This window comes from Pseudomonas helleri (genome assembly GCF_001043025.1).
Classification (GTDB): Bacteria; Pseudomonadota; Gammaproteobacteria; order Pseudomonadales; family Pseudomonadaceae; genus Aquipseudomonas; species Aquipseudomonas helleri.
This window is the reverse complement of the sequence record NZ_JYLD01000006.1, coordinates 130578-144856: the sequence shown is the minus strand read 5'-3', so window position 1 is coordinate 144856 and position 14279 is coordinate 130578. Positions and strand designations below refer to the sequence as shown.

11 protein-coding genes are annotated in these 14279 nt (G+C 57.3%); 10 read left to right on the top strand and 1 reads right to left on the bottom strand.

Going from position 1 to position 14279, the window contains the following annotated elements; all coding sequences use genetic code 11:
* Nucleotides 1-192: 192 nt before the first annotated feature.
* The 8 genes from TU84_RS11595 to TU84_RS11560 all read left to right on the top strand — a co-directional run bounded on the left by TU84_RS11595 (nucleotide 193) and on the right by TU84_RS11560 (nucleotide 11248).
* A complete protein-coding gene (locus tag TU84_RS11595; RefSeq protein WP_048369221.1) occupies nucleotides 193-705 on the top strand; it encodes a sigma-70 family RNA polymerase sigma factor in 513 nt (170 codons plus the stop codon).
* Entirely contained in the window at nucleotides 702-1652 is a 951-nt protein-coding gene (locus tag TU84_RS11590) for a FecR domain-containing protein (RefSeq protein WP_048369220.1), read from the top strand. The genes TU84_RS11595 and TU84_RS11590 overlap by 4 nt, the downstream gene beginning before the upstream one ends.
* A gap of 89 nt (nucleotides 1653-1741) precedes the next feature.
* Entirely contained in the window at nucleotides 1742-4096 is a 2355-nt protein-coding gene (locus TU84_RS11585; protein WP_053225216.1) for a TonB-dependent siderophore receptor, read from the top strand.
* Between the two features lie 17 nt (nucleotides 4097-4113).
* On the top strand, nucleotides 4114-5964 hold the full coding sequence (locus tag TU84_RS11580; RefSeq protein WP_048369219.1) for an extracellular solute-binding protein: 1851 nt from the start codon (nucleotides 4114-4116) through the stop codon (nucleotides 5962-5964).
* Nucleotides 5951-7021: a microcin C ABC transporter permease YejB gene (locus TU84_RS11575; protein WP_048369218.1), complete on the top strand. Its 1071-nt coding sequence runs from the start codon at nucleotides 5951-5953 to the stop codon at nucleotides 7019-7021. The genes TU84_RS11580 and TU84_RS11575 overlap by 14 nt, the downstream gene beginning before the upstream one ends.
* Nucleotides 7021-8052, top strand: coding sequence for an ABC transporter permease (locus TU84_RS11570; protein ID WP_048369217.1), 1032 nt, complete (start codon nucleotides 7021-7023; stop codon nucleotides 8050-8052). The genes TU84_RS11575 and TU84_RS11570 overlap by 1 nt, the downstream gene beginning before the upstream one ends.
* Nucleotides 8045-9619, top strand: a complete 1575-nt coding sequence (locus tag TU84_RS11565; protein WP_048369216.1) for an ABC transporter ATP-binding protein — start codon at nucleotides 8045-8047, stop codon at nucleotides 9617-9619. Before TU84_RS11570 ends, TU84_RS11565 begins: the two co-directional genes overlap by 8 nt.
* Nucleotides 9620-10345: 726 nt before the next feature.
* Nucleotides 10346-11248 carry an EamA family transporter gene (locus TU84_RS11560; RefSeq protein ID WP_048369215.1) on the top strand — a complete coding sequence of 301 codons (903 nt, stop codon included), beginning with the start codon at nucleotides 10346-10348 and terminating at the stop codon, nucleotides 11246-11248.
* Nucleotides 11249-11477: 229 nt separating this feature from the next.
* Here TU84_RS11560 and TU84_RS11555 read toward each other — a convergent pair whose 3' ends face one another.
* Nucleotides 11478-12407, bottom strand: coding sequence for a DHH family protein (locus TU84_RS11555; protein WP_048369214.1), 930 nt, complete (start codon nucleotides 12405-12407; stop codon nucleotides 11478-11480).
* A 369-nt stretch (nucleotides 12408-12776) separates the two neighbouring features.
* Between TU84_RS11555 and TU84_RS11550 the strand changes: the two genes are divergently transcribed.
* Both TU84_RS11550 and TU84_RS11545 read left to right on the top strand, forming a co-directional pair.
* Nucleotides 12777-13808, top strand: a complete 1032-nt coding sequence (locus TU84_RS11550; RefSeq protein ID WP_048369213.1) for a Fic family protein — start codon at nucleotides 12777-12779, stop codon at nucleotides 13806-13808.
* A 31-nt stretch (nucleotides 13809-13839) separates the two neighbouring features.
* On the top strand, nucleotides 13840-14220 hold the full coding sequence (locus tag TU84_RS11545) for a RidA family protein (RefSeq protein WP_048369212.1): 381 nt from the start codon (nucleotides 13840-13842) through the stop codon (nucleotides 14218-14220).
* Nucleotides 14221-14279 lie beyond the last annotated feature (59 nt).

The window sequence follows — 14279 nt, the reverse complement described above, 5'->3', positions numbered from 1 at the left end:
TTCAAAAGATCGCAGCCTTCGGCAGCTCCTGCCGACCGAGATTTTTATCTATACCCTAAATAACCTGTCGAAACGTGTAGTTATTCTTTTCAGGAATAAATCACGTTTTTTTGTTCTTTTGGGTTTTTATCCGCTCGGAGCATAGTGGCCCCCTTTTTCGGGCAGCTGACCTTGCTTCGTTTGGAGTCATCCATGGATGTCGATCATAAATCCCGCAGTCTGCTGATCGGCCAATGGTTTAGAAGCGAATACCGTTGGTTACGTGCCAGGGTAGGCAAGGATTTGGGGTGCCCACATGGCGCCGAGGACATTGCATCGGAGACGTTTGTGCAGGTGCTGGGCCTGCGTGATGTGTTTACCGTGCGCGAACCTCGCGCGCTGTTGACCACAATCGCCCGGCGCCTGATGTACGAAGGCTGGCGTCGGCGCGATCTGGAGCAGGCTTATCGCGAAAGCATGGCCGCGCAAATCGGCAATGTTCACCCGTCACCTGAAGAGCAAGCGCTGATTATCGAGACGCTGCTGACCGTCGACCGCTTGCTCAATGGGGTGTCGGCAAACGCCAAGGCTGCGTTTCTCTATCACCAGCTCGACGGCATGACGTACACCGAGATCAGCCAGCAGTTGGGTGTGTCGGTCAGCCGCGTGCAGCAGTACATGGTGCAAGCGTTCAAAAGGATCTACACCGTAATGGATGAAGCATGAGTGCGATCGACAGCCGTGTGATCAACGAAGCCGCGCAATGGATGGCGCTGGTGCAGTCCGGGCATGCCAGCCCTGAGGAGTTTCAAGCGTTTGCGGCCTGGCGAGAGAGTGACCCGCGACACGCCGAGGTGTGTGCACGTATGGGGGGCGGTCTGAGCCGTTTGCCGGTGGATGCGCTGCGGACGATTCCGCGTCAGAGCCTGATGAGCAGTCTCAACAGCCCTTCGAGTCGACGGCGCTTTTTGGGCAAAACCCTGTCCGTGGTCGGGGTGGGCGCGTTGAGCCTGGGGCTTTGCCGGTTTTACGGGCTGGTGGCATTGCCCGGCGAGTTGCTGACCGGCACCGCAGTGCGCCGTTCGTTGACCTTGGACGATGGCAGCGCCTTGACCCTCAATGCGCGCAGTCTGGTGCAGGTGCACTTTGATGCGCTGGAGCGTTTGTTGCTGTTGCGCAGCGGTGAGTTGTTGGTGGATGTGGCCCGGGATGCCGGCAGGCCGTTTGTGGTGCAAACCGAGCATGGTCGGATGCGGGCCCTGGGCACCCGGTTTGTGGTGCAGCGCCGCGACGATTCAACCCGCATCGTCATGCTGCACTCGCAGGTTGAAATCACCACGCGCTCAGGGCTTCTACAGATAGTAAAAGCCGGTGAAAGTGCCACGTTTGATGGCAAAAACAGTCTGAGTGTCTCTCCGGCAACCGGCTACGAGAACGCCTGGATCGATGGCCAGTTGGAGGTGCGTGACAGTTCGCTCGCCGATGTGGTTGAGCGTCTGCGCAGTTATCGCCGCGGGATCATCGTGCTTAGCCCGCAAATAGCCAGTTTGCGCATCAGCGGCCTGTATTTTCTCGATGACAGTGACCGCACTTTGCAACTGCTGGAGCATTCGTTGCCCGTGACCGTGCGCTACCACACTCCGTTTTGGGTCAGCATCGAGCCACGGGTTTAAATTTTTTTAAAAAAATTTGCTGTCCCCCCCTATAAATTCCCCCGCGCTGTTTCACATACCTGCATCAGACAATCAATGAGGTGCAGGGTATGGGCTACGTAAGGGCTTCGCGGTTGGCGTTGGGTGTGGCATTGAGCATTGTCGGCAGCGCCGGTTTGAGCACGGCATGGGCCGATGGCCAGGCGCTGGGCAAGGTTGCCCATTTCGAGTTGCCAACCGGGCCGCTGGATCAAGTATTGCTGACCATCTCGCGTCAGGGCGCGGTGCCTATTTCTTTCGAGCAGCGTTTGCTGCACGGTTTGAAAAGCGCGCCGGTCAGCGGTGATCTGACTGCCAGCGAAGCCATCGACCAGGCCCTGCGCGGCACCGGACTGCACCGGGTACAGAGCGATATTGGCTTGAGCGTGCAAGCCGATGCCCCAACCGACTCAACCACTCCACAACTGAAAACCGTGACCGTTACCGGGCAGAAGGTTGAGCAGCCAAAGATCATTGCCGGGGCGCTGGGCAGTGCCAGTGAGCTGGATACGCCATTTTCGACGCGCCAGGTCAGCAGTGCCGAGATTGAAGAACGTCAGATCAAGGCGCTGGGCAAGGTGTTTTCCGAAGACACCTCGGTGGTGTCCAACGGCGATACCTTTTCGCTGAACGCTTACTCCATCAGCGTGCGCGGCTTGCCGCTGGATGACGGCGGCAGCTACAAGATCAACGGCCTGCCGATTTACATGACCACCGTCGAACTGCCGCTGGAGGCCTTTGATTCCGTGCAGTTGCTTAAGGGCGCTTCGGGCTTTATGTACGGGTTTGGTGCGCCGGGCGGGGTGATCAACTTTGTCACCAAAAAGCCGACTGACGAGACCACGCTGAGTGTTGACGCGGGCATGCGCTCCAATGGCGTGTATAGCGAGCATGTGGACACGGGCGGCCGGGTCGGGGCGGACGACACATTTGGCTATCGCTTGAACGCCGTGCACGAAGAAGGTGAAACCTACAGCCATTCCAACGTGCACCGCGACTCGGCGTCGTTGTCGCTCGATGCGCGCATTACCCCCGACCTGACCTGGACCGCCGACACGCTGTACCAGGAACGCCGCATCAATGGCGGCATTCAAGACTTCGACCTCAGTAGCTATACCGGCGATAAACTGCCCAAGCCCATCAGTGGCCGCACCGATCTGTCTGCCTTTGACGACACCTTCTTCCAGTCGCGCATTTGGCTGGCCGCTACCGGCTTGCACTGGAACGTGACCCCGGACTGGTCCGCCAGCGTGGATTACAGCCATTTCAGCGACAAGCGCGTGTACGCCGCTGAATGGATGTCGCTGCTGGACAAGGCCGGTAATTTTCGGGACAACCTGAACGTCGGCCACAGTATCGCGATTTATGACCAGGTGCAGGCGATGGCCCAAGGCAGCTTCAGCACCGGGCCGATTGACCACAAAGCTGTGTTTGGCGTGTCATGGCAAGGCCTGACCCGACGTTCGAGCCTCAATTACCTGAGTGCCGATATCGGCGGCAACAACCTCTACGACACCCCCGACCGTCTGACCTATGACGGCAGCTTTGATTACTCCACTTACCGCACGGCCTACATCGATCAGCGTGCCGTGTTTGCCAGCGACACCCTGGACCTGACCCATGGCTGGTCGCTGCTGGCCGGACTGCGCCTGACCGATTACACCCAGGACACCTATGGCAAAAGCGGCAGCCGTACCTCGACATACCACGAAACGCCGCTGACGCCGACAGTTGCGCTGATGTACAAACCGCGCCCGGACACTACGTTCTATGCCAGTTATGTCGAGGCCCTTGAGTCGGGCGGCACGGCGGGCATCACCTATAAAAATGCCAACGAAGTGCTCGACCCGATCAAGAGCAAGCAATACGAAGTCGGGGTGAAAACCGATCGTAAAAACTGGGGCGGCTCGGCGGCGATTTTCCGTATTGAACGCGGCGCGGAATACGGCAATAGCCAGAACTATTACGTGCAGGATGGTGAGCAGCGCTACCAAGGGGTAGAACTCAACGGGCACCTCGACGTGACCGACAACACCACCCTCAGCAGCAGTTCCACCTGGCTGGACGCTACCTTTACCAAAAACGAAGACGACCTGGTGGGCAATCGGGTGTCCGGTGTGCCGCGCTTCCAGCAAGTGCTGCAAGTCAGCCACAAGGTGGCCGGGATCGAAGGCCTGAAAGTCTATGCTGACGCCCATTACACTGGCTCTTCCGAAGCCGACGACAACAACACCTGGAAGCTCTCGGAATACACCTTGTACGGGATCGGTGCGAGCTATCGCCTGAAGGTCGACAACCACAACGTGACCTTGCGCGGCGCAGTCGACAACCTGACCGACCACAAGTACTGGGGCATCCTGTCTTCGGATTACATCTTCGTCGGTGCCCCTCGCACGCTGTCGCTTAACGTCAGTTTCGACCTTTAACGCAGCGGACGCCGACCATGTTTGAACGACTCGCATACTGTGCCGGGCTGCTGTTGCTGTGCGCGCCGCTGGCGCATGCCCAGCCACAACAGGCGCTGACGGTTTACGGCGAAGCGCCGAAATACCCGCCCGGTTTTCAGCACTTTGACTATGTGCAGGCCAATGCCCCCAAAGGCGGGAGCTTCAGCCTGTCCGGGCAGACATCGCCCTTTGATCATTTGCTGCCGTATGTGGACAAAGGGCAGGGCGTCGACAAGCTCGATGGCTGGCTTTACGCGCCGCTGGCCCAACGTTCAAAAGATGAACCCTATACGGTGTATGCCGATGTCGCGCAGAGCATGGAGTTGGCGCCGGACCACAGCTGGATCCGCTTCACCCTCAACCCGCAGGCCCGATTTGACGACGGCGCGCCCATCACCGCTGACGATGTGCGCTACACCTTCGAGCAACTGACCACCCACGGCAAGCTGAAGTACCGCATTCAGTTTGCCGACGTCGCCAGAGTGGTGGTCGAGTCGCCATTGCAGGTGCGCTTTGACTTCGTCGGCAGCGATAACCGCACCCTGGCGCTGGACATCGCGACCTTGCCGGTCCTGCCTGCGCATTGGTGGCGTGAGCACGACTTTGCCAATGGCGCGGGTTTTGATATCCCGCCCGGCAGCGGGCCGTATCGCGTGGTCAAGGTTGATCCTGGGCGCAGTGTGCATTTGCAGCGGGTGCCGGACTGGTGGGGCGCCGACCTTCCGGTCAACCGTGGCCAGTACAACTTTGATCAGGTGCGCATCGAGTACTTTGCCGATAACGGCAGCGTCGATGTCGAGGCCTTGCGCGCCGGGGTGTTCGACTTCAATACGGTCGGTTCTTCGGCGCAATTTGCCACCGCCTATAACGGCGCAGCACTGAATGACGGGCGCTTGCAAAAAAAACGTCTGGCGCCCCTGGCCATTCAAGGTACTCAGGGGTTTGTGTTCAACCTCGACAACCCGATCTTGGCCGACCGCCGCGTGCGTCAGGCCCTGGCCTTGTTGTGGGACTTTGAATGGACCAACCGCAGCCTGATGTATGACGCCTACCACCGTCAGCGCAGCTTCTTTTCCAACAGCGAACTGGCAGCCAAAACCCTGCCCGACGCCGACGAACTCGAGGTGCTGGAGCCGCTGCGCAGTCAACTGCCGCCAGAGGTCTTCACCCAGATCTTTAACCCGCCTGCCACCGATGGCAGCGGGATCATCCGCGACCAGCAATTGCAGGCCTTGGCCCTGTTGCAAGCCGCCGGCTGGCGCCCTCAGGGCGATCAGTTGGTGAATGCGGCGGGCAAACCCCTGCGCCTGACGTTTCTCAACAGCGGCAGCGGTTACGAACGGCTGGTCTTGCCTTATATCCGTAACCTCAAACAGATCGGCGTGACCCTGGATTTTCGCACGGTTGACGCTGCGCAATACATCAATCGACTGCGCAGCCGGGACTACGACATGATTGTGGCGAACTACCCGGTGTCCGCGTCCCCCGGGCGTGAGCTGTTTAATTACTTTGGTTCGGCGGCGGCGAAAAATCCCGGCTCCAACAACTACATGGGGCTGCAAGACCCGGTGGTGGATCAACTGATCGGTGGCCTGACCAAAGCCAACGACCGCAGCACCATGATCACCTACGCGCGGGCGTTGGATAGGGTGTTGCAGTGGGGTTATTACTGGGTGCCGAATTTCTACAGTGGCGGCACCGGCTCGGTGTGGTGGAACCGCTTTGCCCAACCTGCCACTGCGCCGATTTACGACGCCGGCCTGGACACCTGGTGGCAAGTCAGCGCGCAGCCATTGACCAACGTGCAGATGCAAAGCCAGCAGGAGCAAAGCCATGCTGGTTTATAGCCTGAGACGTTTGTTGCTGATTATCCCGACCTTGCTGTGCATCCTGTTGGTTAACTTTGCCATTGTGCAGGCCGCCCCCGGTGGCCCGGTGGAGCAGGCCATTGCCCGCTTGCAGGGGCTGGGCAGTGGTTCCGCGGTAGGCGGCGGGCACGTTGAAACCATGGACGTTTCCTCAGGCTCAGCGACCAGCCATGGGCTTGATCCGCGTCTGGTAGCTGACATCGAGCGCCAATACGGCTTCGATAAACCGCCCTTGCAGCGCCTGTGGCTGATGGTCACTCAATACGCGCATCTGGACTTCGGCAGCAGCTTTTTCCGTGGCGCAAAGGTCATCGACTTGATCGTTGAAAAACTCCCGGTCACGTTCTCGCTCGGCCTCTGGGCTTTGCTGATTACCTATGGCGTGTCGATCCCCTTGGGTATCCGCAAGGCCGTCGCCCATGGCAGCGCCTTCGATGTATGGACCAGCGCGGCGATCATCATCGGTTACGCCTTACCGGCCTTCTTGTTCGCCTTGGTGCTGATCCTGTTGTTCGCCGGTAGCAGTGGCCTGAACTGGTTTCCGCTGCGCGGACTGGTGTCCGAAAACTTCGCCTCGCTATCCGCCGCCGGCAAGGTGCTGGACTACCTCAAACACTTGGTCTTGCCGGTCACGGCGCTGGTGGTGGGCGGTTTTGCGACGTTGACCATGCTCACCAAAAACAGCTTTCTCGATGAAATGTCGCGCCAGTACGTCATCACCGCCAGGGCCAAAGGCGCCGGGGAGCGGCAGGTGCTGTACGGCCACGTGCTGCGCAACGCGATGCTGATGGTGGTCGCCGGATTGCCGCAAGCCATGGTCAGCGTGTTTTTTGGGGGTTCATTGCTGATTGAAGTGGTGTTCAGCCTCGATGGACTGGGCCGCATGAGCTATGACGCGGCGGTCTCGCGCGATTACCCGGTGGTGTTTGGCTCGCTGTTCATTTTTACCCTGTTCGGTTTGCTGATCAAACTGCTGGGTGATCTCTGTTATCGGTTGATTGATCCGCGAATCGACTTCTCGACGAGGCGCTATTGATGTTGAGTCTGTCTCCTGTGAACCAGCGCCGCTGGCAGCGTTTCAAGGCCAATCGCCGAGGCTATTGGTCGTTGTGGATTTTTTTGGCGGTGTTTGCCGCCAGTTTGGGCGGCGAGTTGCTGGCCAATGACAAACCGCTGCTGGTGGTCAGCCAGGGGCATTGGTATTTCCCGGCGGTGTCGCGTTACACCGAACAGAAGTTTGGTGGCCAACTACCGTTTCAGCCGGACTACCGCAGCGCTTATTTTCGCCAGATGATCAAGCAGCAGGGCGGCTGGATGCTGTTCCCGCCGATTGAGTTCAGTGCCGACACGGTCAACTACGACCTGCGCACGGCCGCCCCCAGCCCGCCGGGTGGGGAAAACTGGCTGGGCACAGACGATCAGGCGCGGGATGTGATGGCCAGGGTGATTTTCGGTGTGCGCCTGTCGCTGCTGTTTGCCCTGGCGCTGACCCTGATCAGCAGCTTTATCGGCATCTGCGCCGGTGCGTTGCAGGGCTATTACGGCGGCTGGGTCGACTTGTTGGGTCAGCGTCTGCTGGAAATCTGGTCCGGATTGCCGGTGCTGTACCTGCTAATCATCCTCTCCGGGTTTGTCGAGCCGGGTTTCTGGTGGTTGCTGGGCATCATGGCACTGTTTTCCTGGCTGACCCTGGTTGACGTGGTGCGGGCCGAGGTGCTGCGCGGGCGTAATCTGGAATACGTGAAAGCGGCGCGCGCCCTGGGCCTGAGTAACCTTGAAGTGATGCTGCGCCATGTGCTGCCCAATGCCTTGACCTCAACCCTGACCTATTTGCCGTTCATCCTCACCGGGGCGATCGGCACCTTGTCGGCCCTGGATTTTCTGGGCTTTGGCATGCCGGTGGGCAGCGCATCGCTGGGCGAGTTGATCAGCCAGGGCAAAAACAATTTGCAGGCGCCCTGGCTGGGGCTGACTGCGTTCTTTACCCTCGCGTTGTTGCTGAGTTTGCTGGTGTTTATCGGCGAAGCCAGTCGTGATGCGTTTGATCCGAGAGCTGCCAATGTCTGAGCAACTGATCGAAATTCGTAACTTGCGCGTCAGTTTTGCCGGGCAGCCGGTGGTCCGTGGCATTGACCTGGACATACGGCGCGGCGAATGCCTGGCGCTGGTGGGTGAGTCCGGCTCCGGCAAGTCAGTGACCGCGCATTCGATCCTGCAATTGTTACCGGCCAGCAGCCAAACCGAAGGCAGCATCCGGCTGTGCGGTGAGGAGTTGCTGGGGGTGGATGCGGCCCGATTGGGAAAACTGCGCGGTAATCAGGTGGCGATGATTTTTCAGGAGCCCATGAGTTCGCTCAATCCACTGCACACCATCGAGCGTCAGCTCAGCGAAACCTTGCGGCTGCACACGGCTCTGGATGGGCACGCTATTCGTCGGCGCATTATCGAGCTGCTCGACAGGGTAGGTATTCAACACCCGGCGCAACGGCTAAAGGCCTACCCGCATCAATTGTCCGGCGGCCAGCGGCAGCGGGTGATGATCGCCATGGCATTGGCCTGCGAGCCGCAATTGCTGATTGCTGACGAGCCCACCACAGCGCTGGATGTAACTGTACAGCGCAAGATTTTGCTGCTGCTGCGTGATCTCCAGCAGCAAATGGGCATGGCGATGCTGTTTATCAGCCATGACCTCAACTTGGTGCGGCAGATCGCCCAGCGGGTGGCGGTGATGCGCGGCGGCGAGGTGGTCGAACAGGCCAGCTGCGACGACCTGTTTACGCATCCGCAGCACCCCTACACGCGGCAGTTGCTGGATGCCGAACCCGGCAGAGATCCGCTGCCGGTAGCGTCTTCAGCGAACCTCTTGCAGGTGCACAAACTGGCTGTGCGCTTTGCGCTGGGCGGGCCGTTCTGGCGTCGAACTTACTTGCAGGCGTTGCAAGGCATCGACTTGAACGTGCGTCAGGGCACCACCCTGGGGATTGTCGGTGAGTCCGGTTCCGGCAAGTCGACCTTGGGGCAAGCGATCTTCAAATTGATCGAGGCCCAGGGCTCGATCCAGTTTGACAGCACAGCGTTGGAGAACCTCGATACCCGGCAAATGCGCCCGTGGCGCAAACGTATGCAAGTGGTCTTTCAGGATCCTTATGGCAGCTTGAGCCCGCGCCTCAGCGTGCTGCAAATCATCGCCGAAGGCTTGCGCGTACACACCGACCTCACGGCAGAGGAGCGTGAGACTGCGGTAATCAGCGTGCTGGAAGAAGTCGGGCTGGATCCGGCGGTGCGCCACCGCTATCCCCATGAATTCTCGGGTGGCCAGCGACAACGCATCGCCATTGCCCGTGCATTGGTGCTCAAGCCGGACTTGATGCTGCTCGACGAACCGACCTCGGCGCTGGACCGAACCGTGCAAAAGCAAATCATCGAGTTACTGCGCCGTTTGCAACGGGAACACGGGCTGACGTATCTGTTTATCAGCCATGACCTGGCGGTGGTCCGCGCCCTGGCCCACGACATCATGGTCATCAAGGACGGGCAAGTGCTGGAGCGGGGCGCGACACAGACCATCTTTGACGCGCCGCAGCATCCCTACACCCAGCAGTTACTGGCGGCGGCGTTTACCGGGGCTGCTTGAGCAACTCAGCGAGGTGCGCGGCGCTTACCGGGCCAAAATAGTCGAACGGTCAATCACCTGAACGCGTCAGTCGTTGCCGGCTTTATCCTGGCTGGCCTGTGCTGCGAGTGGGAGTGAAGAAGTGTCCATTAAAATCCTGTGCGTGTTCGAGCCATTGCGAGCGGGTAAGGGTAGCGGTGAACGCGGTGGGAGAGAAAGGGGGGAATGCGTGGGTGATGAAAAATAGAGGGTAGGAGGAGCCGAGGTTTGGCGTAGGAAAAGTCTTGAAACTTATACTCTGCATTTCCTTTAACTTGCAACGAGGTTTCTTTTTAAGAAATAAGAGTTTGTTTTTGATGGTTTTGATTGTTGTGCGTGGCGTGTTGAAAGTGTGGTGTTTAGTCGTAAATATCTATTTGTTGCATGGTTTATTTGTATGGAGTGTTTGTTTGGTTTTGTATGCGGGAATATGTGCCGTTCGTCAGTTTTACTCGGGTTGTGCTCGTTGTAAAAGTCGTTATATGTTGGCTTGGAGTGTTAAGGGTAAGGGGTGTGGTGGTTTGAGTTTTCGTGTGTCGTAATGTGTCGTTTTAGTGGTGCTTTTTATCTTGACCTGTTAGTGGCGTTGGAGGATGGTGTTTTGTGTTGGGGTAGCGATTTTAACGGGCTGCTGAGTGTGAGTATATTTTTAAGGGGGTTGCACTAAGTTATTAGGAGTGGGTCTATGTTGTGCGCTAAATTTTTGTTATGAGTTATGCTCGCGCCGGAGCCAAGGCTGGTTTGCTCGCGGCGATAATCTCAAATGTACTGCTTGGGCTTTCTTCACTTTATTGGAAAGCACTTGATGAAATGTCCCCGTTTGCTTTATTAAGTTATAGAGTTGTTTTTTCAACGGTAAGTGTGACGTTGATTTTGTTGGCTCGAAAAGAGCTTAAGTGCTTGTTGTTGGAGATCAAGTGGAAAGATATATCACTGCACGGCGCGGCAGCGATTTTAGTGGCTTGTAACTGGGGGGTATTTATTTGGGCTTCGATTCATTCTCGGGTGTTTGAGAGTGGGCTGGGTTACCTCATTGCTCCGTTGTTTGGAATTGGCTTAGGGCTGGTTTTTTATAAGGAGTTTATATCCATATTTAAAGGTGTCGCCCTGTTCTTTGTATTGTTGAGCGTGTTGTTTCTGATTTTGAGCGTGCCGGGCTTGGATTTTCGTGTGTATTTAAGCATCGGTGTGACGTGGGGGGCTTACACGTGGTTGAAAAAAATGGCCCGTCTAGATCCTGTGTCTGGATTGTTTGTTGAATCTTTATTGCTCTCCGTTATGGTTGTTACCTTGGTTTTATATTCTGATGGTGGAATAGAGGTTCCTGTAGGGTTAACTGTAATTGATTGGTCATTGCTTCTAAGCTGTGGTCTGGTTTCATTGATTCCTTTGGCACTCTTTGCATTCGCTGCAAAAAATCTCCCTTTGAGTGTCATGGGGCTGTTGCAGTTTGTGCTACCACTGGCTCAGTTTTGTGTTGCAGTGATTTTTTATGGACAAATAATTTATTTTGAAATGCTTGTGGCGTTTTTAGTGATTTTTCTGGGGATGATTTTGGTGGTTTTGGAGTCGCCCATAAAAATGTTTTTGCGAATAAAACGGCGATCATAAATCTCGCGTACAACTATTCGTTGTGGGGCCGGAGCGGATTTGCCTAATCACAATGTATCAAGATCAAAACATCGCAGCCTTCGGCAGCGACTACAAAACTGGCTTGTATCGCACCCTCTGTAGGAACGAGCTTGCCTCGCGATCTTTTAATCTTTCCATATATCCTAAATAACCTGTCGAAACGCGTAGTTATTTTTTAAGGAATAAATCATTTTCTGCTGATCGTCGATCACTTGCTCAATGGCTTGTCGGCGAATTTCAACGCCGCGCGCAGGATTTGCTTGCGCAGCAGCGCGCCGGGCACCTTGGCCAGTTGCTCGACAAAGGTAACGTCGAGCAACTCAGCGAGGTGCGCGGCGCTGGCCGGGCTGCCGACCAACAGGTAGCTGCAGTGTTCTTCGATGCTGATCAGGTTGAGCAGCCAGTCCGGGTCATGGGCTTGCAGGGGCGATACCAGCGTTGCCCGCTGTGTCTGCAACAGGTGCTGCGCATTCCATACTGTGAGCTGCCCGATCACCCGTGGCAGCGGCAATTGAGCATCCATGCGCTTGAGGTCTTTGTTGATCGCCGCAGGCAGGTCATGCTCGATCGCGGTCTGGCATTCACTGAAGTAACGGGCTGGCCAGTCCTGAGCCAATCCTGCCTTGTCGGCCAGCGCTGCGTAGGCCTGCAGATCGCGGGCAGTGGTAATTTGGCCCTTGAGGTTCAGGGTGTTATCGAGAATCGCGGTGGCCAGCAAGGCGGCGGTGCTTGAATTCATTGCGTGGAACAGACCGGCTTCGACCCAGCGCTCATACACCTGTGTGCAGGCGGCGCCGACAGCTTCGATGGCGGCGCGGGGGCCCAGCCGCTCTTGCCAATACGACTCAAAGCCCGGGTGATGGTCGATCACTTCAATCACACGCCGTGTATCGACACAGGTGTCGAAATGGCTGGGGTCACTGATGTCGATCATCACGAAATGATCGTGCTCAGTGACAGGGTGTGCATCTAGGGCAACGGGCCACTCGCGAAGGGTCTGGCTGATGCTCTGGTTGAGCGGGGCACTGCTGATAGCCTTGGCCTCAAGGCCTTGCAGGTTAAGCAACTGGGCGAAAGCAATACACCCCGCGTAAGCATCGATATCGAGGTAGGCAGAGCCGCTGGTGACAACAATCATGGGCGAGGGCAGGTCCGGGAGCAGCAAGATAGAGGCCCGCCAACTTAGCCCAAAGAGATGTCAGCGGTGTTTCAGCTTTTGTGATCTCCAGCGACTGTAGTCGCTGACGAGGCACGAAGGCTGCGATCAACATCAAAAGATCGCGAGGCAAGCTCGCTCCTACGGTTTATTGCGTGTGCAGATCTTGCTCTGGGCGCATTCTGCCCGGCCCGTCGATTGCCGCCTGCAGCGCGTCCCAGTGTTAAACTCGCCCCCGCCGTAGAACAAGCCAGCGCGGCGGTTGGTTAAGTTAGCCAGACGTGAGGCGGGCTTTTAGTTTTTAATGAGGCCACGTATTGCTTACCGGAATACTCCCATGATGGATCAACAATGAGCCGCTACCAGCCACCCCTGTCGCTGACTCTCCCGATGCTCGGGCTGGTGGCCGAGATCAGCGAGCAGATTGGCCGGTTGTCGGCGTTGCACGCTGCGACCCTGACTCCGCAGCTGCGGCGGGGTAACCGGATCCGCACCATCCAGGCTTCGTTGGCGATTGAAAACAACACCCTGAGTGTCGAGCAAGTCACGGCCGTACTGGAAGGTAAACGCGTGTTGGGTTTGCCCCGTGAAATTCAGGAGGTCCGCAATGCGTTTGCGGCCTATGAAGCCATGCCTGATTGGCGTCCGTCATCGCGTGCTGATGTGCTGGCGGCTCATCGGTTGTTGATGCTGGGGTTGATTGACGACGCAGGCCAATTTCGTCGAGGTGGCGTTGGGATTTACCGCGGTGACAAGCTGGTACACATGGCGCCGCCGCCGAGTCGGGTGGCAACACTCATTGATGATCTGCTGGCCTGGCTTGAGGTGACGGAGCTTCACCCCTTGATTGCCAGTTGCGTCTTTCATTACGAGTTTGAATTTATTCATCCGTACGCTGATGGCAACGGTCGTATGGGCCGTTTATGGCAAACACTGATCCTCAGTCAATGGCGCCCGGTGTTGGCCTGGCTACCGGTGGAAAGCGTGATTTGCGAACAGCAAGAGGCTTATTACGCCGCGCTACTGGCTGCCGATCAACAAGCGCAGGCCACGCCCTTTGTGGAGTTTATGCTGCAAGCCTTGCAGCAGGCCTTGTTGAATGCAGAACAGACCGACCAAGTAACCGATCAAGTAACCGACCAAGTAAGCAGTCATGTAATCCGCTTGCTTGACGCATTAAAAGGCAGCACGGGGTTGAAAACGGCTGAGCTGATGCCTCTGTTGCGGCTGACTCATCGGGCAACCTTTCGCAGTAACTATTTGTCACCTGCGTTGACAGCCGGGCTCGTTGAAATGACGGATCCGCTTTCGCCGCGCAGCCCGGTACAGAAATACCGACTGACTGCCCAAGGCCTCAATTGCCTGGGCATGAGCAAGACCTGAAGATTTTATTCACCCTGACCCAGAGATTCATATGGCCCACCAAGACATTACCTTCACCCCTGATCCAGACGCCGATTCCATCTCTTCGGATGTTGCCGGTTTTGCCGGGATTCTGGTCTCCACGCAGATCCCGACCCGCGCTGACGGCAGTCTGGAGCTGGGTGGGATCACTGAGCAAAGCGAGTGCACGTTGCAGGCACTCAAGGTTGCCCTGGAAAAGGCCGGCAGTTCGATGGACCGGGTGTTGCACCTGACGATTTACCTGACGGACATGGCCGACCGCGCGGCGTTCAACGAAGTCTACAAGCGCTTTTTCGCCAAGCCGTGGCCGGTGCGCGCCGCTGTTGGCGTAGCGGCTCTGGCGGTTGAAGGCATGCGTGTAGAAGTGACCGCCATGGCGGCCAAGGCCTGAGTCAATAACGCCCAACTGCGATCGGTCTTCTACACTCCCTTTTGGCCAGTTTTTGGCCG

Coding starts and splice junctions, on each gene's coding strand:
- TU84_RS11595 (WP_048369221.1), top strand. CDS start 193: ATGGATGTCGATCATAAATCCCGCAGTCTGCTGATCGGCCAATGGTTT.
- TU84_RS11590 (WP_048369220.1), top strand. CDS start 702: ATGAGTGCGATCGACAGCCGTGTGATCAACGAAGCCGCGCAATGGATG.
- TU84_RS11585 (WP_053225216.1), top strand. CDS start 1,742: ATGGGCTACGTAAGGGCTTCGCGGTTGGCGTTGGGTGTGGCATTGAGC.
- TU84_RS11580 (WP_048369219.1), top strand. CDS start 4,114: ATGTTTGAACGACTCGCATACTGTGCCGGGCTGCTGTTGCTGTGCGCG.
- TU84_RS11575 (WP_048369218.1), top strand. CDS start 5,951: ATGCTGGTTTATAGCCTGAGACGTTTGTTGCTGATTATCCCGACCTTG.
- TU84_RS11570 (WP_048369217.1), top strand. CDS start 7,021: ATGTTGAGTCTGTCTCCTGTGAACCAGCGCCGCTGGCAGCGTTTCAAG.
- TU84_RS11565 (WP_048369216.1), top strand. CDS start 8,045: ATGTCTGAGCAACTGATCGAAATTCGTAACTTGCGCGTCAGTTTTGCC.
- TU84_RS11560 (WP_048369215.1), top strand. CDS start 10,346: ATGAGTTATGCTCGCGCCGGAGCCAAGGCTGGTTTGCTCGCGGCGATA.
- TU84_RS11555 (WP_048369214.1), bottom strand. CDS start 12,407: ATGATTGTTGTCACCAGCGGCTCTGCCTACCTCGATATCGATGCTTAC.
- TU84_RS11550 (WP_048369213.1), top strand. CDS start 12,777: ATGAGCCGCTACCAGCCACCCCTGTCGCTGACTCTCCCGATGCTCGGG.
- TU84_RS11545 (WP_048369212.1), top strand. CDS start 13,840: ATGGCCCACCAAGACATTACCTTCACCCCTGATCCAGACGCCGATTCC.